Raw genomic sequence first — 20,339 nt, 5'->3', positions numbered from 1 at the left:
AAACAAAAAATAACCACACGACTGTGTGGTTATGTTTAAAGGTGCTACATCAACGAGTGGTGCTCGTTGTGGTAGTGGTTGTTGTACCGGTATTTGCACCGTCGCCACCGCCAGCAGCGGCAACGCCGAGACCCACTAACGCACCGAGTGCGCCGATACCCACAGCGGTGGTCGCACCGGTCGAGATTGCTCCCGCCTGCGCGCCTGCTGCAGCACCGGCTTCTTCCGGTGCGGCAATCGCAGCGGAAGAAACGGCAACGTAAAGTAAGGCTGCACCGGCAACCATCAGTTTTTTCATAACAACGTTTCCTGCATCTTGATAAAACGTGAATGAAGGATATTACCCGTCATACCGTACGCTGCCGTCCGATGGCCGCTGGGCCGCATGCAGCTGGCTAACCGTGGTCAGCGCGCAATAATGTTTCCCGGGCCGCCGGGCGACAGCGGGGAAGTATTCAGGGCAGCCTTGAAGGCGCGTTCAGTATAGGGCAACAAATTACCAGAGTTCAGCGCCAGAAAAAGAGGGGGATTAAGCAGGACATTTCTGGTGATAAATAAGGCGAATTGGCGTTAGCTGCTTTTTTTAATTGCGCTTTTTTCGCTGGCTGGAATATTTGCGCAGGACGTTATAGCACAGCAGCATTTTTCACTTTTGCATTAAAAAATGGCACGGAATAGGAATAATCAGATTTTCCTGAAGGCAGTAAAATAGAAAGGAAAAATTAATCAGTCACTTAGGTAAGCATGGCGGCAAAATCAGATCCATTTTTTACCCAATGAACCGGCTGGCAATCCTGGCATCTTCCGATTTTCCTTAGGGCATTTTAAGAATTTTCTAACCGCAGCGCAGCAGTGAAACCGGCTTATTTCAGCGGGATCGGTAAATCGGGGCAGAAAAAAGGCGGCAGGAGCTGCCGCCTGATGAACCTGAGTGGTGAATTAACGCCAGGATTTATAGCGATTAATTAAGCCATTGGTGGAGCTATCGTGGCTGTTAATTGGCGCGTCATTTTCCAGCTCCGGCAGAATACGGTTAGCCAGCTGTTTGCCGAGCTCAACGCCCCACTGATCAAAGGTGAAGATGTTGAGGATCGCGCCCTGAGTGAAGATCTTGTGCTCGTACAGCGCAATCAGCGCGCCGAGGCTGAACGGGGTGATTTCACGCAGCAGAATCGAGTTGGTCGGACGGTTACCTTCAAACACCTTGAACGGCACGATATGCGCGACGGACTCCGCTGATTTCCCGGCATCGGTAAACTCTTTCTCTACCACGTCACGGGCTTTACCAAACGCCAGCGCTTCGGTCTGCGCAAAGAAGTTGGAAAGCAGCTTCTGGTGGTGATCGGCCAGCGCATTGTGGGTCTGCGCCGGCGCAATGAAGTCGCATGGAATCAGCTTGGTACCCTGATGAATCAGCTGATAAAACGCGTGCTGTCCGTTGGTGCCGGGCTCACCCCAGATAATCGGGCCGGTCTGGTAATCCACCGGATTGCCGTCGCGGTCGACGTACTTACCGTTGGACTCCATGTTGCCCTGCTGGAAGTAAGCGGCAAACCGGTGCATGTACTGGTCGTACGGCAGAATTGCTTCGGTTTCGGCACCGAAGAAGTTGTTGTACCAGATACCAATCAGCGCCAGCAGCACCGGCAGGTTTTGCTCCGCTGGCGTGTTCGCGAAGTGCTGGTCCATGGCATGCGCGCCGCTCAGCAGCTGTTCGAAGTTTTCGAAGCCAATGGACAGGATGATCGACAGACCGATGGCGGACCACAGTGAGTAGCGGCCACCGACCCAGTCCCAGAACTCGAACATGTTGGCGGTATCAATACCAAATTCGCCGACCGCTTTCGCGTTGGTTGAGAGCGCGGCAAAGTGCTTCGCCACGTGCTGCTGATCGCCGGCGGTGTTCAGGAACCAGTCGCGCGCGCTGTGGGCGTTGGTCATGGTTTCCTGCGTGGTAAAGGTTTTCGACGCCACGAGGAACAGCGTGGTTTCCGGGCTAAGCGGTTTCAGCGTTTCGGCAATGTGCGTGCCATCAACGTTGGAAACAAAATGCATGTTGAGGTGGTTTTTATACGGACGCAGCGCTTCGGTCACCATGAACGGGCCGAGGTCTGAACCGCCGATACCGATGTTCACCACATCTGTAATCGGCTTGCCGGTGTAGCCTTTCCACTCGCCGCTGATGATGCGTTCTGAGAAGGCTTTCATCTTCGCCAGCACCGCGTTCACTTCCGGCATTACATCTTTGCCATCCACGAGGATTGGTGTGTTGCTGCGGTTGCGCAGGGCCACGTGCAGCACGGCGCGATCTTCGGTGCGGTTAATCTTCTCACCGGAGAACATGGATTTGATGGCGCCCGCCAGATCGGTCTCTTTCGCCAGCGCCTGGAGTTTGTCGAGGGTTTCCTGGGTGATGCGGTTTTTTGAGAAATCCACCAGCATCTGATCATCAAAGGTGGCAGAGAATTTCGCAAAACGATCGGCATCCTGCGCAAACAGGTCGGCAATCTCTACCGATTTCATCTGATCAAAATGCTGCTGCAGCGCTTTCCAGGCTGCGGTTTGTGTCGGGTTGATATTTTTCATGGCAACACTCTTGTTGATATAAGAACCGTCATTCCATCCGGGCGCATCCTGTCTGGCCCGGCATGCTGAGCATTTGTTACGGCTTGCACGCGTTTCAGTATGACCACAGTTGCAACTGAAAGGAAAAAATTTGTGACGCCAGCCGCAGCGTTTCAGGTAAATCCGGCGGCGATTGTCGGCCGGTTCGCCGCGCATTACTCTGCGCGGCATCAGCAAAACACCGGTTTTTTCGCACCGCTGACTACTTTAGGCGGCTGGCGGCTGCCGGGTTTGTTTAGCAATGCGCTGCATAAGTGTAAAAATGAATTTTCCCGGCGCCGCAAGGCTGGACAGCGGAACAATTAATCAGTATTTTGTGCGCGCGACTTGCACCTCCGGGTGCAAGCCAGAAGAGGCGCGTCGCCCAGGCAGTGTGTTTGAGGATCCGTATCCAGCGAGAACACATCAGGGGGTGCGACGCCGAGGTGGTGCAACACGCGGAGTGTTGTGCTGTCGGCTGCAGGGGCTGAATCCTCTGGGTTGTCACCAGAAGCGTCCGCAGTCGGACGTTTCGCAAGGTGAAGTGCTTTTGGTGACTCATCTCCTGATCTTGTCTGTCCAATTCTGCTCTTCTCTTGTGCCAAGGCTGTTACCCGATCTTCTCTTCCGCGAATGGGAGGAGATAACCTGACACGAGGTTTTGTTACATGTCTCAATCGTTGATCGTGGCAAAATTTGGCGGCACCAGCGTTGCCGATTTCGATGCCATGAACCGCAGCGCGGACGTCGTGCTGTCTGATGCCAATACCCGTCTGGTGGTGCTCTCTGCCTCGGCGGGCGTGACTAACCTGCTGGTTTCGCTGGCTGAAGGCCAGGAACTCGAGCAGCGCGCTTATCTGCTGGATCAAATCCGCACCATTCAATATGCCATCATCGATCGCCTGCAGTCGCCGGACGTCATCCGTCAGGAGATTGATCGCATGCTGGAGAACATCATCATGCTGGCGGAAGCGGCGGCATTAGCCCGTTCGACTGCGCTGACCGATGAGCTGGTGAGCCACGGCGAACTGATGTCGAGCCTGCTGTTCGTGGAGATCCTGCGCGAGCGCCAGGTGAATGCCGAGTGGTTTGACGTCCGCAAAGTGATGCGCACCAGCGACCGTTTCGGCCGCGCCGAGCCGGACGTAGCCGAGCTGAAAACGCTGGCAGCGGCTCAGCTGCAGCCGCGCACCGCAGAAGCGCTGGTGATCACGCAGGGCTTCATCGGCAGCGAAGGCAAAGGTCGCACCACCACGCTCGGCCGTGGCGGCAGCGATTACACCGCTGCGCTGCTCGGCGAAGCGCTGCAGGCGACGCGCGTGGATATCTGGACCGACGTGGCGGGCATCTACACCACCGACCCGCGCGTGGTGCCGCAGGCGAAACGCATCGAAGAGATCACCTTTGAAGAAGCGGCGGAGATGGCAATCTTCGGCGCGAAAGTGCTGCATCCGGCGACGCTGCTGCCGGCGGTGCGCAGTGATATTCCGGTGTTTGTCGGCTCAAGCAAAGATCCGGCGGCGGGCGGCACGCGCGTCTGCAACGAGACTAAAAATCCGCCGCTGTTCCGCGCGCTGGCACTGCGGCGCAAACAGACGCTGCTGACGCTGCACAGCCTGAACATGCTGCACGCGCACGGCTTCCTGGCGGAAGTGTTTGCTATCCTGGCACGCCACAGTATTTCGGTTGATCTGGTTACCACCTCGGAAGTGAGCGTGGCGCTGACGCTGGATACCACCGGTTCGACCAGCACCGCCGACAGTCTGCTGACCCAGGCGCTGCTGACCGAGCTCTCTTCCCTGTGCCGGGTGGAAGTGGAAGAGAATCTGGCGCTGGTGGCGATCATCGGCAACAATCTGTCGAAAGCCTGCGGCGTCGGCAAAGAGGTGTTCGGCGCGCTGGAGCCGTTTAACCTGCGCATGATTTGCTACGGCGCAAGCAGCTACAACCTGTGCTTCCTGGTGCCAACGCCGGATGCGGAAGAAGTGGTGCGCGCGCTGCATAAGAATCTGTTCGAATCTTAATTGACGCGTAAGTTACCTGAAGCCGGACAATGTCCGGCTTTTTTTATCTCTGCCGTTCAGCCTGACGCTATTTCGGACAAATGCCAGCGGAATGCCCGTGTCTGCCCGGCGATCTTTAGCAGCCGATAGGCATTTTCTGTCGTCGGCCACGCTTATGATAATGAAATGTTATGATCCGGCGCAGGTCGCTGCGGTCGTTCCCCGCACGCCTTTTCATCTGTGGCAAAAAACCAATTAAGTAAAACGCTAAGGACATTTCTTCATGCTCGCCAAACTCACCCGCCTGTTTCCGCTCTGGGCCGTACTGCTGTCCGTTGCAGCCTATTATTCGCCGTCCACCTTCCTCGGCATCGGGCCGTGGGTAACCTACCTGCTGATGCTGATCATGTTCGGCATGGGCGTGACGCTCAACATTGATGATTTTAAACGCGTGCTGGTGCGTCCGGCGCCGGTGGTTGCCGGCACGTTCCTGCACTATCTGGTGATGCCGCTGGCGGCCTGGGCGCTGGCGAAACTGTTCCAGATGCCGCCGGATCTGGCCGCCGGGATGATCCTGGTCGGCAGCGTGGCCAGCGGGACAGCCTCGAACGTGATGATTTATCTGGCGAAGGGCGATGTGGCGCTGTCGGTGACCATCTCGTCGGTTTCGGCGCTGGTGGGCGTGTTCGCGACGCCGTTGCTGACGCGCTTCTACGTAGATACCCACATTCAGGTCGATGTGGTGGGCATGCTGCTCAGCATCGTCAAAATCGTGGTGATCCCGATTGGGATTGGCCTGATTATTCACCACTCCATGAACAGCGTGGTGCGCCGCGTTGAGCCGTATCTGCCGGCGTTTTCGATGGTGTGTATTCTGCTGATCATTAGCGCGGTGGTCGCCGGTAGCCAGGGCTTTATCGGCTCGGTAGGGCTGATGGTGATCGCGGCGGTGATCCTGCACAACGCCATTGGGCTGCTCGGCGGCTACTGGGGTGGCAAGCTGTTTGGCTTTGACGAATCCACCTGCCGCACGCTGGCGCTGGAAGTCGGTATGCAGAACTCCGGACTGGCGGCCACGCTAGGCAAACTGTACTTCTCACCGCTGGCCGCACTGCCCGGCGCACTGTTCTCGGTGTGGCACAACCTCTCCGGTTCGCTGCTGGCGGGTTACTGGTCGGGTAAAACGATTGAGAAGAAGCAGAAATAACGGGGCATGCGTACCGGTGGTCATCAATGGCGATCGGTTACTCACCATCGACCTGTTGATGCCGGTGCGCATAAATGCGCACCCTACAAAAAACACGCGATAACCTTGCAGAGGGCGCAATAAATGCGCCCTCTGCAAAAACGCGCAATAACCTTGTAGGGTCGCCATTCATGGCGACCGCAAACACTCAACGGGCAGCGTGGCGTCATAAATAGTCATTCAAAAATATTCCACTGGCGCACTAATCCTCACCTCATATAAATATGCAAGCACCAGGAACCCCTACACGGGCCAGCCCGATTTATTCTTTTTTTACTGATGCAGGAAAAGCCAGAAAAGGAAACAGTAAATAAGGCGCAACGATCAAAAGAATAAATACTCCCCGTGAATATCCCGCATCGTTTATTCTTCTGCTGCCACAAGCCAGCGATGGCAGAACGAAAAGCAGTAAAGGAATCCATGCTATTTCATTCGTGGGTGAAGCGAACACACTGAGATAACAACAAAACCAGATAATCTGGAACATCATAAAAATGATGTAGCATAAGCGGCTATCTTTGCCACTATAATCAAATGTCTTAATCAATCCATTCTTTATGGATGTTAATAAGAGAGTCAACGCCATTTTATTCTAACCACCACAAAAATGATGAGAGACAGCAAGCTGTTCACCGTCGAAAAACACGTAAAGTAGAGATTTTACGATAAAACGGATAACGCGTGTTGTGAACCTGAATGTTGTCTATTAAATACCAGGCAATAACATGTGTTGAATCATGCCATTCCTGGTATTATTAATTAGCGCCGCCACCATGCGAAACGCTATAGCTTCAGGTAAACCCGAATCCCGTCCAGGAACATCTGCGTCGCCAGCATAATCAGGATCAAACCCATTAATCGCTCCAGCGCGTTGACGCCTTTATCCCCCAGCAGGCGCAGGAACAGGCCGGACATCAGCAGAATCACTACCGTGACGCCCCAGGCAATCAGCAGGGCGCCGACCAGGTGCGTCATCTGATTGGGATACTGATGTGACAGCAGCATCAGGGTGGCGAGCAGCGAGGGCCCGGCGACCAGCGGGATCGCCAGCGGCACCAGGAACGGCTCTTCGCCGGCGGGCAGGCCGCTGGTGCTGGTCTCGCCGGACGGGAAAATCATGCGAATGGCGATCAAAAACAGAATGATGCCGCCGGAAATCGACACCGTTTCGGTGCGCAGATTAAGAAACGCCAGGATGCGTTCACCGGCGAACAGGAACAGCAGCATCAGAATCAAGGCGATCAGCATCTCGCGCATCAGCACTACGCGGCGGCGCTTCGGCTCCAGGTGCTTCAGCACCGACATGAAAATCGGCAGGTTGCCCAGCGGGTCCATAATCAACAGCAACAATATGGTCGCGGATATCATTTCAGTCATCAGAGGTAAACCATCCCTTCAGGTCGGCCACAGCCGTTATAAGTTGTACTGCTGAAAAAGTTAGCGCAATCGAATTAATTCACTTGCCAGAAGTGCTGCATTTTGTAGAGTTGTGGGTCATAGGTAAACCTGATTATTACGCAGACTGGCGCGTTGCTGGCGCTGGTCTTTTTTCGCACCACCCAGGCCCCGGCCCGAGTTCCTGAGACGGACAGAAAATGAAGAATGTAGGTTTTATTGGTTGGCGTGGCATGGTCGGCTCTGTGCTGATGTCACGTATGAGCGAAGAACGCGATTTCGATGTGATCAATCCGGTCTTCTTCTCCACTTCGCAACTGGGTCAGGCTGCGCCGACGTTTGGCGGTAAGTCGACCGGTGCGCTGCAGGATGCGTTTGATATTGAGGCGCTGAAGGCGCTGGATATCATCATCACCTGCCAGGGCGGCGATTATACCAGTGAAGTCTACCTGAAGCTGCGCGAGAGCGGCTGGCAGGGCTACTGGATTGATGCGGCCTCCACGCTGCGCATGAAAGATGACGCCATCATTATTCTTGATCCGGTCAACCATCAGGTGATTCGTCAGGGCCTCGACAGCGGCATCAAAACCTTTGTCGGCGGTAACTGCACCGTCAGCCTGATGCTGATGTCGCTGGGCGGACTGTTCGCTAACGACCTGGTCGAGTGGGCCTCCGTCGCGACGTATCAGGCGGCTTCCGGCGGCGGCGCGCGCCATATGCGCGAACTGCTGACCCAGATGGGCATGCTGCACGACCACGTTGCGACTTCGCTGCAAAACCCGGCCTCCGCCATTCTCGACATCGAGCGCAGCGTGACTGATTTTACCCGTTCCGGCACGCTGCCGACCGACAACTTCGGCGTACCGCTGGCCGGCAGCCTGATCCCGTGGATCGACAAGCAGCTGGACAACGGCCAGAGCCGCGAAGAGTGGAAAGGCCAGGCGGAGACCAACAAAATTCTCTCGACCCGTCACACCATTCCGGTCGATGGCCTGTGCGTGCGCGTCGGCGCGCTGCGCTGCCACAGTCAGGCGTTCACGTTGAAGCTGAAAAAAGATGTGCCGCTGAACGAAATCGAACAGCTGCTGGCCGCGCACAACGAGTGGGTGAAAGTGGTGCCGAACGATCGCGACATTACCATGCGTGAACTGACGCCTGCTGCGGTGACCGGTACGCTGACCACGCCGGTGGGCCGTCTGCGTAAGCTGAACATGGGGCCGGAGTATCTGTCGGCCTTCACCGTCGGCGATCAGTTACTGTGGGGCGCTGCCGAACCGCTGCGTCGCATGCTGCGTTTGCTGATCGACTAAGCGCAGCGCGAATCCAGACAGGCCGGGGTTTCCCGGCCTTTTTTCTTTCCACGGGAGTGCAAAACTTAACCCAAATTGCGCCCGACAAGTGATCAGCTTCCCCTTTTTGCTCGCCCGATAACAATTTTTTGCGTTCCACCCTGGCTTCTGCCAACCCCAAGCTATGATTTAACAGTGATGTGCCGGTTGTTAACTGTTTTTACTTTGCGAATGGAATAGTTGTTGTACACGGCCAGGATCTTTCCCACGGAGGGTGTCCTTCCTTGCTGCTGTATGTATGGCTCATGAAAAGCAGCGCACCTATAGCGACAATCCTGTCTCTCCGGTCGCCTGCGCAAAAAATCATAGGAAGAAAGTCATGTCAGAGCTTCCCGATCGCCATGCGATCAATGCCCTTTTCGCCGGGAATTATGCCGACCCCTTCTCAGTACTGGGGATGCACCAGACCACACAAGGTCTTGAAGTGCGTGCGCTGTTACCGGATGCATCCGAAGTCTGGGTGATTGAAACCAACACCGGCCGCAAATGCGCCCAGCTTAAATGTCTTGATTCGCGCGGCTTCTTCAGCGGCGTGATCCCGCGCCGTAAAAACCTGTTTCGCTACCAGCTGGCAGTCAACTGGCACGGCCAGCAAAACCTGATCGACGATGCCTACCGCTTTGGCCCGTTGCTGGCGGAGATGGATGCCTGGCTGCTGGCCGAAGGCACGCACCTGCGGCCGTATGAAACGCTCGGCGCGCACGGCACCACCATTGATGGCGTTGCCGGCACGCGCTTCGCCGTCTGGGCCCCGAACGCGCAGCGCGTTTCGGTGGTAGGCGAGTTTAACTTCTGGGATGGCCGCCGCCATCCGATGCGTTTCCGCCGCGAACTCGGCATCTGGGAGCTGTTTGTCCCCGGCGCGGTTAACGGCCAGCTGTATAAATTCGAGATCATTGATGCGCACGGTCAGATGCGCATCAAAGCCGATCCGTTCGCCTTCGAGGCGCAAATGCGCCCGCAGACCGCCTCGATGATCTGCGGCCTGCCGCCGAAGCTGGAGATGCAGCCACAGCGCAAGCTCGCCAACGGCTTTGACCAGCCGATCTCCATTTACGAGGTGCATCTCGGTTCGTGGCGTCGCCACACCGACAACAATTTCTGGCTGAGTTACAAAGAGCTGGCCGAACAGCTGGTGCCCTATGTCAAAGAGATGGGGTTTACCCATATCGAACTGTTACCGATCAACGAGCATCCGTTCGACGGCAGCTGGGGCTATCAGCCACTCGGCATGTACGCGCCGACGCGCCGCTTCGGCACGCGCGATGAGTTTCGTCACTTTATCGCCGCTGCCCACGAGGCGGGTCTCAACGTGCTGCTCGACTGGGTGCCGGGCCATTTCCCCAGCGACGATTTTGGCCTCGCCAAATTCGACGGTACCGAGCTGTACGAGCACAGCGATCCGCGCGAAGGCTACCATCAGGACTGGAATACGCTGATCTACAACTTTGGCCGGCGCGAGGTCAGCAACTATCTCTCCGGCAATGCGCTGTACTGGATGGAGCGCTTCGGCATTGATGGCCTGCGCGTCGATGCGGTGGCGTCGATGATCTATCGCGACTACAGCCGCAAAGAGGGGGAGTGGGTACCTAACCAGTTTGGCGGCCGTGAAAATCTCGAAGCCATCGCCTTCCTGCGCCATACCAACCGCACGCTGGGCCGTGCTGCGCCCGGCAGCATCAGCGTGGCGGAAGAGTCTACCGATTATCCCGGCGTGACGCGGCCATCCGAGGATGGCGGCCTGGGCTTCTGGTTCAAATGGAACCTCGGCTGGATGCACGACACCCTCGACTACATGAAGCTCGATCCGGTGCATCGCCGCTACCATCATCAGCTGATGACCTTCGGCATGCTGTACAACTACACGGAAAACTTTGTGCTGCCGCTGTCGCACGACGAAGTGGTCCACGGCAAAAAGTCGATCCTCGACCGCATGCCGGGTGATACCTGGCAGAAGTTTGCCAACCTGCGCGCCTATTACGGCTGGATGTGGGGCTTTCCCGGCAAAAAACTGCAGTTTATGGGCAATGAATTCGCTCAGGGACGCGAGTGGAACCACGACACCAGCCTCGACTGGCATCTGCTGGAGGGACTGGATAACTGGCACCACGGCGTGCAGCGACTGGTACGTGACCTAAACCACAGCTATCGCCACTTTTCGCCGCTCTATCAGCTCGATTTCGATGCCAGCGGCTTCGAGTGGCTGGTGGTCGACGATCACGAAAACTCGGTCTTTGTGTTTGTGCGCCGCGACCGCGAGGGCAACGAACTGATTGTCGCCAGTAACTTTACGCCGGTGCCGCGCCACAACTATCGCTTCGGCGTGAATCAGCGCGGCGGCTGGCGCGAAGTGCTGAACACCGATCAGCATGATTATCACGGCAGCGATCTGCGTAATCACGGTATCGTCCATACCGATGACATCGCCAGCCACGGGCGCGCGCAGTCGCTAAGCCTGACGCTGCCGCCGCTCGCCACGCTGTGGCTGGTGCGGGAGGGCGATTGATGCTCCAGCCGGGCCAGCCGGTACCGCCGGGTGCCCATTATGACGGGCGCGGCGTCAACTTTACGCTGTTCTCGCGTCACGCGGAGCGGGTGGAGCTGTGCCTGTTTGATGAACAGGGGAGTGAGCAGCGTTTTCCTCTGCCGGCGCGCAGCGGTGACATCTGGCATGGCTATGTTCCGGCGCTAAAGCCGGGCCAGCGCTATGGCTACCGCGTGCATGGGCCGTGGCAGCCAGAGCGCGGTCATCGTTTCAATCCGGCCAAACTGCTGGTCGATCCCTGTGCCAAAGCGGTATGCGGCGCGGTGCCAGACGACGCGCGCCTACTGGGTGGAGAGTGGCAGCAGGATGATGCCGACAGCGCTGGCGTTGCGCCCAAATCGCTGGTGATCGCCGACGATTTTGACTGGCAGGACGATTGTGCGCCGCGCACGCCGTGGGGCAAGACGGTGATTTACGAGGCACACGTACGCGGCCTGACGCAGCAGCATCCGGAAATTCCGGAAAGGCTACGCGGGACATATGCGGCGCTGGGGCATCCTGCTATGGTGAGCTATCTGCGCCGGCTGGGCATCACCGCGCTGGAGCTGCTGCCGATAGCCGCGTTTGCCAGCGAGCCGCGCCTGCAACGGCTCGGCCTGAGCAACTACTGGGGTTACAACCCGTTTGCGCTGTGGGCGCTGCATCCGCATTACGCGGCGGGTGAAGCGGGCCAGACGCCGCTGCAGGAGTTTCAGCAGGCGGTAAAAGCGCTGCACGCGGCGGGCATTGAAGTGATTCTGGACGTGGTGTTCAACCACAGCGCCGAGCTGGAAGAGATTGGCCCGACACTGTCGCTGCGCGGCGTCGACAACGCCAGCTATTACTGGCTGGGCGATAACGGTGAATATCACAACTGGACCGGCTGCGGTAATACGCTGAACCTCAGCGATCCGCAGGTGCTTGACTGGGCGCTGGGCGCGCTGCGTTACTGGGTGCAAACCTGCCACGTTGACGGCTTTCGTTTCGATCTGGCCAGCGTGCTCGGGCGCACGCCGGATTATCGCCAGGATGCACCGCTGTTTGTGGCCATGCAGGCCTGTCCGGTGCTGTCGCAGGTGAAGCTGATCGCTGAACCCTGGGATATCGGGCCCGGCGGCTATCAGGTGGGCAACTTTCCGCCCGGCTTCGCCGAATGGAACGACCACTTTCGCGATACGGCGCGCCGCTACTGGCTGCACGGTGAGTTGAGTAACGGTGATTTTGCCCGCCGCTTTGCCGGCTCCAGCGATGTATTTCAGCGCGCGGCGCGTCTGCCGCACGCCAGCATTAATCTGATCACCGCGCACGACGGCTTCACGCTGCGTGACGTGGTGAGTTATAACCAGAAGCATAATCGGGCCAACGGCGAAGATAATCGCGACGGCAGCAGCAGTAATTTCAGCCATAACCATGGTTTTGAAGGGCTGCAGGGCAACTTCGATGTGGTCGAGCGGCGGCGGCGCAGCGTGCACGCATTGCTGACCACGCTGCTGCTGGCGCAGGGCACGCCGATGCTGCTGGCCGGTGACGAACGCGGTCACAGCCAGCACGGCAACAATAATGCGTACTGTCAGGATAACCCACTCACCTGGCTGAACTGGCAACAGGATGATTTTGGACTGGTCGACTTCACTGCCGCGTTAATCCGGCTGCGTCAGCATATTCCCGCGCTGACGCAGGACAGCTGGTGGCAGGAGGGCGATGACAACGTGCAGTGGTTAAATGCCAGCGGCAAACCACTGGAAAGGGATGAGTGGGAACAGGGGATGCACAGACTGCAGATCCTGCTCTCCGGCCGCTGGTTACTAACGATAAACGCCACGGATTCGGTGAGTGACCTTGCCTTACCAGACGGAGAATGGCGAGCCATTCCTCCTTTCGCCGGGGAAGATAACCCCATCCTGACAACTGTCTGGCACGGGCCCGCACACGGCGTGTGTGTGTTCCTAAAGCAATCATAAGGAGTCAGACATGGTGAAATTAGATAGAAACGACCCCCTGATGCTGGCGCGCCAGCTCCCTACACAGACGGTTGCCCTGATCCTTGCTGGCGGGCGCGGTACGCGCCTGAAAGATCTTACCGCCAAACGCGCCAAGCCTGCCGTGCACTTCGGCGGCAAGTTCCGCATCATCGACTTTGCGCTCTCCAACTGTATCAACTCCGGGATTCGGCGCATCGGCGTCATCACCCAATATCAGTCACATACGCTGACGCAGCACATTCAGCGCGGCTGGTCCTTGTTCAACGAAGAGATGAATGAGTTTGTCGATCTGCTGCCGGCGCAGCAGCGCGCCTCGACCGAACACTGGTATCGCGGTACCGCCGATGCGGTCACGCAGAATCTCGACATCATTCGCCGCTATAACGCGCAGTACATCGTGATTCTCGCCGGGGATCACATCTACAAAATGGATTACTCGCGCATGCTGCTCGACCACGCCGATCGTGGCGCCAAGTGCACCATCGCCTGTCTGCCCGTACCGCTGCATGAGGCCACCGCGTTTGGCGTGATGGCAGTCGATGCGGACAACAATGTAATCGATTTCGTTGAGAAACCGGCGCAGCCGCCGTCCATGCCGGGCGACGACAGCAAAGCGCTGGCCAGCATGGGCATTTACGTGTTCAACGCCGATTACCTCTATGAGCTGCTGGAGGAGGATTTGCAGATCGCCGACTCAAGCCACGATTTCGGTAAAGATCTGCTGCCGAAGATCGTCGCCAGCGGCGAAGCCTACGCGCACTCCTTCACGCTGTCGTGCGTACAGAACGACGAAAACGCGGAACCTTACTGGCGCGACGTCGGTACGCTGGAAGCTTACTGGCGCGCCAACCTCGATCTGGCCTCGGTGACGCCCGAACTCGATATGTATGACCACGAATGGCCGATTCGTACCCACATGGAGCCGCTGCCGCCGGCCAAATTTGTCCAGGATCGATCCGGCAGTCACGGCATGACCATGAACTCGCTGGTCTCCGGCGGCTGCATTATTTCCGGCTCGGTGGTGGTGAATTCGGTGCTGTTCCCGCGCGTGCGCGTTAACTCGTTTTGCAATATTGATTCGGCGGTGCTGCTGCCCGATGTGGTTATCGGGCGATCGTGCCGTTTGCGTCGCTGCGTCATAGACCGTGCCTGCGTCATTCCGGAAGGCATGGTGATTGGCGAAAATCCGGATGAGGATAGTCGCCGTTTTTACCGTTCAGAAGAGGGCATCGTACTGGTGACGCGCGCCATGCTGGCCAAATTGGCCGCTGCGGGTCAGTAAGTGACGAAAGGCAAAGAACATTGCCGCGTGGAACGCGGGCGATAACACAATAGGGGTTCAGGATGCAGGTTTTACATGTCTGTTCAGAGCTTTTCCCGCTGCTAAAAACCGGCGGACTGGCTGATGTCGTCGGCGCATTGCCTCAGGCACAAATTGCCGAAGGTATGGACACGCGGGTGCTGATTCCGGCGTTTCCGGATCTGCGTAAAGGGATTCCTGATACCGAAGTGGTGGCGGAGCTGCAAACCTTTGCCGGGCCGGTCCGCTTGCTGTTTGGGCCCTTCAACGGCGTGGGGATATATTTGATTGATGCGCCGGGACTGTACGATCGTCCCGGCAGCCCGTACCACGATACGTCGCAGTTTGCCTATGTCGATAACTACCTGCGCTTTGCGCTGCTCGGCTGGATGGCGGCTGAGCTGGCCAGCGGGCTGGATACTTACTGGCAACCGGACATTGTGCACGCGCACGACTGGCACGCCGGTCTGGCACCGGCCTATATCGCCGCACGCGGACGTCCGGCGAAAACGGTTTTTACCGTGCATAACCTGGCGTATCAGGGGCTGTTTTCCGCGCGGCATCTGGACGAAATCCAGATCCCGCGCGCCTATTTTGAAATGCACGGGCTGGAATTCTACGGCCAGATTTCTTACCTAAAGGCCGGCCTGTTTTATGCCGATCATATAACTGCCGTCAGCCCGACCTATGCGCTGGAGATCACCCGGCCGGAGTTCGGCTACGGCATGGAAGCGCTGCTGGAGCAGCGGCTGCGCGAAGGACGGCTGAGCGGGATTCTCAACGGCGTCGATCCCGGCATCTGGGATCCGGCACACGACCTGCTGCTCACCGCCCGCTACGACCGCGACACGCTGGAGAGCAAAGCGGAGAATAAACGTCAGCTGCAGATTGCCATGGGGCTGAAGGTTGATGACAAAGTGCCGGTGTTCTGCGTTATCAGCCGTTTAACCAAACAGAAAGGGCTGGATCTGGTGCTCGAAGCACTGCCGGGACTGCTGGCGCAGGGCGGGCAACTGGTGCTGCTGGGCCAGGGCGATGCGGAACTGCAGCAGGGCTTCCTCGCCGCAGCCGCTGAACATCCGGGCAGCGTCGGCGTGCAAATTGGTTATCACGAAGCGTTTTCGCACCGCATTGTCGGTGGTGCGGACGTCATTATGGTGCCCAGCCGTTTCGAACCGTGCGGTCTGACGCAGTTGTACGGCCTGAAATATGGCACGCTGCCGCTGGTCAGGCGCACCGGTGGACTGGCGGATACCGTACAGGACAGCTCGCTGGAAAACCTCGCCGACGGCGTGGCCAGCGGCTTCAGCTTCGAAGACAGCAATGCCTGGTCACTGCTGCGCGCGATTCGTCGTGCTTTTGTTTTATGGTCCCGTCCTTCACTCTGGCGTTATGTTCAGCGCCAGGCGATGGGGATGGATTTTAGTTGGCAGGTGGCAGCACAAGCCTACCGCGATCTTTATCAACGCTTGCTGTAATGAGAGATTGGGATACCGCATATGAACGCACCTTTCACCTATGCCTCACCCACGCTGACGGTTGACGCCCTCAAGCACTCAATCGCCTATAAGCTGATGTTTACCATTGGTAAAGATCCGTCGATCGCCAACAAGCATGAGTGGCTGAACGCCGCGCTGCTGGCGGTACGCGATCGCATGGTGGAGCGCTGGCTGCGCTCCAGCCGTGCGCAACTGTCGCAGGATGTGCGCCAGGTTTATTACCTGTCGATGGAGTTTCTGATGGGGCGCACGCTGGGCAATGCCTTGCTGGCGATGGGCATCTATGACGATCTCAATCAGGCGCTGGATGAGATGGGACTCGACCTCAGCGAGCTGATGGAAGAAGAGAACGATCCCGGGCTCGGCAACGGCGGTCTTGGCCGGCTGGCGGCCTGCTTCCTCGACTCGCTGGCCACGCTGGGCCTGCCCGGACGCGGCTACGGCATTCGCTACGATTACGGCATGTTCAAACAGAACATTGTTGACGGCCAGCAGCGTGAATCGCCGGATTACTGGCTGGAGTACGGCAACCCGTGGGAGTTCCAGCGCTTTAACACCCGCTACAAAGTGCGTTTTGGCGGGCGGTTGCAGCATGAAGGCAGCAGGGTGCGCTGGGTTGAGACCGAAGAGATCGTAGCAATGGCCTACGATCAGATCATCCCTGGCTTCGACACCGATGCCACCAACACGCTGCGGCTGTGGGGCGCGCAGGCCAGTAACGAAATCAACCTCGGCAAGTTCAATCAGGGCGATTACTTCGCGGCGGTGGAAGATAAAAACCACTCGGAGAACGTGTCGCGCGTGCTCTATCCCGACGACTCGACCTACTCCGGGCGCGAGCTGCGTCTGCGCCAGGAGTATTTTCTCGTCTCCGCCACGGTGCAGGATATCCTCAATCGCCACTGGCAGATGCATGAAACCTGGGACAATCTGGCCGACAAAATTGCCATCCACCTCAACGATACCCATCCGGTGCTGGCGATTCCCGAGCTGATGCGTCTGCTGATTGATGAGCACAAGTTTACCTGGGACGACGCCTTTGAAGTCACCTGTCAGGTGTTCTCGTACACCAACCATACGCTGATGAGCGAAGCGCTGGAGACCTGGCCGGTGGACATGATCGGCAAGATCCTGCCGCGTCACCTCAGCATCATCTTCGAAATCAATGACTACTTCCTGAAGACCATTCAGGACTACTATCCGGACGACTGGGATCTGATGGCGCGCATCTCGATCATCGACGAAAACGATGGTCGCCGCATCCGCATGGCGTGGCTGGCGGTGGTGGTTAGCCACAAAGTTAACGGCGTGTCGGAGCTGCACTCTAATCTGATGGTGCAGTCGCTGTTCGCCGATTTTGCCCGTCTGTTCCCGGGGCGCTTCTGCAATAAAACCAACGGCGTGACGCCGCGCCGCTGGCTGGCGCTGGCCAACCCGGCCTTGTCAGAAGTGCTGGATGACGCCATTGGCCGCACCTGGCGTACCGATCTGGCTCAGCTGAGCGAGCTGGTGCCGCACATTGACTATCCGGCGTTTATTGAACAGATCGCCGATGCCAAGTTCGCCAACAAGAAGCGCCTCGCGGAGTGGGTGGCGAAGAATATGGATATCGTGCTGGATCCGCAGGCGCTGTTCGACGTGCAGATCAAGCGTATTCACGAATACAAACATCAGCTGCTGAACGTGCTGCACGTCATCACGCGTTACAACCGCATCAAAGCCGATCCGACCGCAGAGTGGGTGCCGCGCGTTAATATCTTCGCCGGGAAAGCGGCGTCGGCCTATTACGTCGCCAAGCACATCATTCACCTGATCAACGATGTCGCCAACGTGATCAACAACGATCCACAGGTGAAGAACAAGCTGAAGGTGGTGTTTATCCCTAACTACGGCGTCAGCCTGGCGCAGATCATCATTCCGGCGGCGGATCTCTCCGAGCAGATCTCTACCGCCGGCACCGAAGCCTCCGGCACCAGTAACATGAAGTTTGCGCTAAACGGCGCGCTGACCATCGGTACGCTGGACGGGGCCAACGTGGAGATGCGCGAGCACGTCGGCGCAGAAAATATCTTTATCTTCGGCAACACCACGCCGCAGGTGGAGAAGCTGCGCACTGAGGGCTATAACCCGCGCAAATACTATGAAGAGGATGCGGAACTGCACCAGGCGCTGACGCAAATCGCCAGCGGCGTCTTCAGCCCGCAGGAGCCAGGGCGCTACCGTAACCTGTTCGACGCGCTGGTCAACTTTGGCGATCATTATCAGCTGCTGGCGGATTACCGCAGTTATGTGGATACCCAGGATAAGGTGGATAAGCTTTATCGCCAGCCGGAAGAGTGGCAGCGGCGTGCGGCGCTGAACATCGCCAATATGGGTTATTTCTCCGCCGACCGTACCATTCAGGAGTACGCGGATGAGATCTGGCATATTTCGCCGGTGAGGTTATAAACGAGGCACATTCTGTAGCGGCGCAATTCATTGCGCGGTTTTTAACAACGCGCGATAAATCGCGCCGCTACCGTTGGTGCAAACTTACTTCAGGGTAATGCTCTTCACAATCGCATCGGCATCGCTCTGCGCCTGCTGCTGATTGTCGGCGGGCAGGGTGATCTGCAGCGTCAGCAGTTTACCGTCCACCTTCGCCAGAATAACCGAGGACCAGGAGGTCTGGTTATTGGCGGAAATTACCGTATCCAGCTGCTGTGCCGGCTGGTCTTTCAGCGTCACCGCTTTGTTCGACACCACCTGCAGCTGCGGATCGCGGTTGCGCTGCTGCTGCTCCAGACGCTGAGCCAGCGCATCCAGTGCTTCACTGGTCGGATCGCCCGCAATCACGATAATCGCGCGCTGGCCGGTTTCATCGGCATACACGTGCATATTGGTGGATTCCGAACCCAGCTTGCCGCTCTTATCCGACATGCCTGCTGGCAGGCTGAAACTCAGCTTACCGTCCATCAGGTTCACCGTCTGTGCTGACTGACTGGCGCTGGCGCCGTTGCTGTTTGCCGCCGTGTCGTCTTTCTTCTGATCACACGCCGCCAGGCCTAACACCAGCAGGCCGATGCCCGCATATTTCACTAAGTTACGCATTCTTATCCCTTCGTAAGGTTTCCATCAGCCGTTATCAAAACGGAATCGGTGCTTAAAAGCAATCAGCGCTTTGTCAGGAAATCTTAGCGTGCCGTGGCGTTTCGTCTACGTTCAATTAGCCGAAATTCATCTGGCGCTGAGCCGAACGTTCCGCCAGGCGCTTAAGTGCCGCATTGAGCAGAACACCGTAAGCAGGCAGGAAGAAAACCATGCAGATCAGCACTTTGAAGCTGTAATCCACCAGCGCGATCTCCACCCAGTGGCTGGCCATGAACGGGTCCGGACTCTTATAAAAGGCGATAAAGAAGAAGGCCAGCGTATCGCTGATGTTGCCGAGGAACATGGCGCAGGCAGGCGCAATCCACCACTGCGGCAGTTTACGCAGGCGGTTAAATACGTGCACATCAAGGATCTGCCCCAGCGCATAGGCCATAAAACTGGCGCAGGCGATACGCGCCACGAACAGATTGACCTCCTGCAGCGAGGCCCAGCCCTGCCACGCGCCCTGATAAAACACGCACGACACGATGTAGGAGATAAACAGCGCCGGAATCATCACCGCAAGGATAATGCGCCGTGCCAGCGGTGCGCCAAAAATACGCACGGTGAGATCGGTGGCGAGAAAAATAAACGGGAAGCTAAACGCACCCCAGGTGGTGTGGAAACCGAAAATCGCGACCGGCAGCTGCACCAGATAGTTACTGGAGGTAATCACCAGCAGGTGAAACAGCGACAGCCAGAATAGCGCATGCATACGCTGACGAGCAGAGAAGTTGATCATAAAGGCCTTTTTTTAAAAATGGGGTGAGGGAACCCAATCCCCTTCATCGTTGGCATTTTTGCTGCGTTGGCCGCGCTTGCGTACCCCGGTCACTTACTTCAGTAAGCTCCCGGGGATACGCGCACTTGCCGCCTTGCAGAAAAGCCAACGATCCTGGGGATGTCTGGTATTGCTTAATAAAAAATCGGACGGCATCTTAGCGTGTTGCGCAACAAATGCAATGGTTAATTTTAACGCAATCGTTCTCGCCTTGCGCGCGCGCTGTAGCGCGTTAGAATGAGCGCCCACCCTGAATAAAGACAGAGAATCATGAGCGATCCTTTTTCCGCTGCGGACCATACGCTTGATGCGCTTGGGCTGCGCTGCCCGGAGCCGGTGATGATGGTGCGCAAAACCGTGCGTACCATGCAGGCGGGCGAAACGTTGCTGATCATCGCCGACGATCCGGCGACCACGCGTGATATTCCCGGCTTCTGCCGCTTTATGGAGCATCAGCTGCTGGCACAGCAGACCGAGAGCCTGCCGTACCAGTATCTGATCCAGAAAGGCGCGGATGCCTGATCGCG

15 protein-coding genes and 1 riboswitch are annotated in these 20,339 nt (G+C 57.5%); of the genes, 9 read left to right on the top strand and 6 right to left on the bottom strand.

Annotated elements, in window-relative coordinates; translation table 11 throughout:
- Positions 1-49: 49 nt before the first annotated feature.
- Together yjbE and pgi are read right to left on the bottom strand one after the other, a co-directional pair.
- A complete protein-coding gene (gene yjbE / locus FT726_RS07515) occupies positions 50-298 on the bottom strand; it encodes an exopolysaccharide production protein YjbE (protein ID WP_021508031.1) in 249 nt (82 codons plus the stop codon).
- A 641-nt stretch (positions 299-939) separates the two neighbouring features.
- Positions 940-2,586 carry a glucose-6-phosphate isomerase gene (gene pgi, locus FT726_RS07510; RefSeq protein WP_159377400.1) on the bottom strand — a complete coding sequence of 549 codons (1,647 nt, stop codon included), beginning with the start codon at positions 2,584-2,586 and terminating at the stop codon, positions 940-942.
- A gap of 381 nt (positions 2,587-2,967) precedes the next feature.
- A riboswitch (Lysine riboswitch) is annotated at positions 2,968-3,162 on the top strand.
- Between the two features lie 110 nt (positions 3,163-3,272).
- Between pgi and lysC the strand changes: the two genes are divergently transcribed.
- Both lysC and panS read left to right on the top strand, forming a co-directional pair.
- Entirely contained in the window at positions 3,273-4,628 is a 1,356-nt protein-coding gene (lysC, locus tag FT726_RS07505) for a lysine-sensitive aspartokinase 3 (protein ID WP_021508028.1), read from the top strand.
- Positions 4,629-4,890: 262 nt separating this feature from the next.
- On the top strand, positions 4,891-5,814 hold the full coding sequence (panS, locus tag FT726_RS07500) for a ketopantoate/pantoate/pantothenate transporter PanS (protein WP_346302631.1): 924 nt from the start codon (positions 4,891-4,893) through the stop codon (positions 5,812-5,814).
- A 301-nt stretch (positions 5,815-6,115) separates the two neighbouring features.
- On the opposite strand, the gene FT726_RS07495 is transcribed toward panS, so the two are convergent.
- Positions 6,116-6,439: a DUF805 domain-containing protein gene (locus tag FT726_RS07495; RefSeq protein ID WP_215480792.1), complete on the bottom strand. Its 324-nt coding sequence runs from the start codon at positions 6,437-6,439 to the stop codon at positions 6,116-6,118.
- A 197-nt stretch (positions 6,440-6,636) separates the two neighbouring features.
- Positions 6,637-7,230: a YhgN family NAAT transporter gene (locus FT726_RS07490; protein ID WP_031279795.1), complete on the bottom strand. Its 594-nt coding sequence runs from the start codon at positions 7,228-7,230 to the stop codon at positions 6,637-6,639.
- A gap of 218 nt (positions 7,231-7,448) precedes the next feature.
- Here FT726_RS07490 and asd point away from each other — a divergent pair, with 218 nt between their 5' ends.
- From asd to glgP, 6 genes are all read left to right on the top strand, one after another.
- Positions 7,449-8,558 carry an aspartate-semialdehyde dehydrogenase gene (gene asd, locus FT726_RS07485; protein ID WP_346302630.1) on the top strand — a complete coding sequence of 370 codons (1,110 nt, stop codon included), beginning with the start codon at positions 7,449-7,451 and terminating at the stop codon, positions 8,556-8,558.
- A gap of 358 nt (positions 8,559-8,916) precedes the next feature.
- Positions 8,917-11,103 carry a 1,4-alpha-glucan branching enzyme gene (gene glgB / locus FT726_RS07480; protein ID WP_150059134.1) on the top strand — a complete coding sequence of 729 codons (2,187 nt, stop codon included), beginning with the start codon at positions 8,917-8,919 and terminating at the stop codon, positions 11,101-11,103.
- The gene (gene glgX, locus FT726_RS07475; RefSeq protein ID WP_346302629.1) at positions 11,103-13,082 is read left to right on the top strand and encodes a glycogen debranching protein GlgX; all 1,980 of its coding nucleotides are present in this window, start codon (positions 11,103-11,105) and stop codon (positions 13,080-13,082) included. Before glgB ends, glgX begins: the two co-directional genes overlap by 1 nt.
- Positions 13,083-13,092: 10 nt before the next feature.
- Positions 13,093-14,385 carry a glucose-1-phosphate adenylyltransferase gene (gene glgC / locus FT726_RS07470; RefSeq protein ID WP_058757590.1) on the top strand — a complete coding sequence of 431 codons (1,293 nt, stop codon included), beginning with the start codon at positions 13,093-13,095 and terminating at the stop codon, positions 14,383-14,385.
- A 62-nt stretch (positions 14,386-14,447) separates the two neighbouring features.
- Positions 14,448-15,881 (top strand): glycogen synthase GlgA, encoded by a 1,434-nt coding sequence (gene glgA / locus FT726_RS07465; protein ID WP_058757589.1) that lies wholly within the window; start codon positions 14,448-14,450, stop codon positions 15,879-15,881.
- A 21-nt stretch (positions 15,882-15,902) separates the two neighbouring features.
- Entirely contained in the window at positions 15,903-18,350 is a 2,448-nt protein-coding gene (glgP, locus tag FT726_RS07460; RefSeq protein WP_346302628.1) for a glycogen phosphorylase, read from the top strand.
- A gap of 84 nt (positions 18,351-18,434) precedes the next feature.
- Here glgP and FT726_RS07455 read toward each other — a convergent pair whose 3' ends face one another.
- Positions 18,435-18,992: a DcrB family lipoprotein gene (locus FT726_RS07455; protein ID WP_059009882.1), complete on the bottom strand. Its 558-nt coding sequence runs from the start codon at positions 18,990-18,992 to the stop codon at positions 18,435-18,437.
- Between the two features lie 115 nt (positions 18,993-19,107).
- Complete coding sequence (locus FT726_RS07450) at positions 19,108-19,773, bottom strand: 7-cyano-7-deazaguanine/7-aminomethyl-7-deazaguanine transporter (RefSeq protein ID WP_021508018.1); 666 nt, start codon at positions 19,771-19,773, stop codon at positions 19,108-19,110.
- A 309-nt stretch (positions 19,774-20,082) separates the two neighbouring features.
- Here FT726_RS07450 and tusA point away from each other — a divergent pair, with 309 nt between their 5' ends.
- A complete protein-coding gene (gene tusA, locus FT726_RS07445; protein WP_021508017.1) occupies positions 20,083-20,334 on the top strand; it encodes a sulfurtransferase TusA in 252 nt (83 codons plus the stop codon).
- Positions 20,335-20,339: the final 5 nt, after the last annotated feature.

The organism is Pantoea sp. Morm, assembly GCF_016643525.1.
Lineage (GTDB): Bacteria > Pseudomonadota > Gammaproteobacteria > Enterobacterales > Enterobacteriaceae > Pantoea > Pantoea dispersa.
Note: the sequence above shows the minus strand (reverse complement) of the source record. Positions and strands in the feature narration are given on the sequence as shown.

What these genes read in the sequence shown, in the direction of transcription:
- yjbE (WP_021508031.1), bottom strand. Translation starts at nt 298, where the DNA reads ATGAAAAAACTGATGGTTGCCGGTGCAGCCTTACTTTACGTTGCCGTT.
- pgi (WP_159377400.1), bottom strand. Translation starts at nt 2,586, where the DNA reads ATGAAAAATATCAACCCGACACAAACCGCAGCCTGGAAAGCGCTGCAG.
- lysC (WP_021508028.1), top strand. Translation starts at nt 3,273, where the DNA reads ATGTCTCAATCGTTGATCGTGGCAAAATTTGGCGGCACCAGCGTTGCC.
- panS (WP_346302631.1), top strand. Translation starts at nt 4,891, where the DNA reads ATGCTCGCCAAACTCACCCGCCTGTTTCCGCTCTGGGCCGTACTGCTG.
- FT726_RS07495 (WP_215480792.1), bottom strand. Translation starts at nt 6,439, where the DNA reads ATGGCGTTGACTCTCTTATTAACATCCATAAAGAATGGATTGATTAAG.
- FT726_RS07490 (WP_031279795.1), bottom strand. Translation starts at nt 7,230, where the DNA reads ATGACTGAAATGATATCCGCGACCATATTGTTGCTGTTGATTATGGAC.
- asd (WP_346302630.1), top strand. Translation starts at nt 7,449, where the DNA reads ATGAAGAATGTAGGTTTTATTGGTTGGCGTGGCATGGTCGGCTCTGTG.
- glgB (WP_150059134.1), top strand. Translation starts at nt 8,917, where the DNA reads ATGTCAGAGCTTCCCGATCGCCATGCGATCAATGCCCTTTTCGCCGGG.
- glgX (WP_346302629.1), top strand. Translation starts at nt 11,103, where the DNA reads ATGCTCCAGCCGGGCCAGCCGGTACCGCCGGGTGCCCATTATGACGGG.
- glgC (WP_058757590.1), top strand. Translation starts at nt 13,093, where the DNA reads ATGGTGAAATTAGATAGAAACGACCCCCTGATGCTGGCGCGCCAGCTC.
- glgA (WP_058757589.1), top strand. Translation starts at nt 14,448, where the DNA reads ATGCAGGTTTTACATGTCTGTTCAGAGCTTTTCCCGCTGCTAAAAACC.
- glgP (WP_346302628.1), top strand. Translation starts at nt 15,903, where the DNA reads ATGAACGCACCTTTCACCTATGCCTCACCCACGCTGACGGTTGACGCC.
- FT726_RS07455 (WP_059009882.1), bottom strand. Translation starts at nt 18,992, where the DNA reads ATGCGTAACTTAGTGAAATATGCGGGCATCGGCCTGCTGGTGTTAGGC.
- FT726_RS07450 (WP_021508018.1), bottom strand. Translation starts at nt 19,773, where the DNA reads ATGATCAACTTCTCTGCTCGTCAGCGTATGCATGCGCTATTCTGGCTG.
- tusA (WP_021508017.1), top strand. Translation starts at nt 20,083, where the DNA reads ATGAGCGATCCTTTTTCCGCTGCGGACCATACGCTTGATGCGCTTGGG.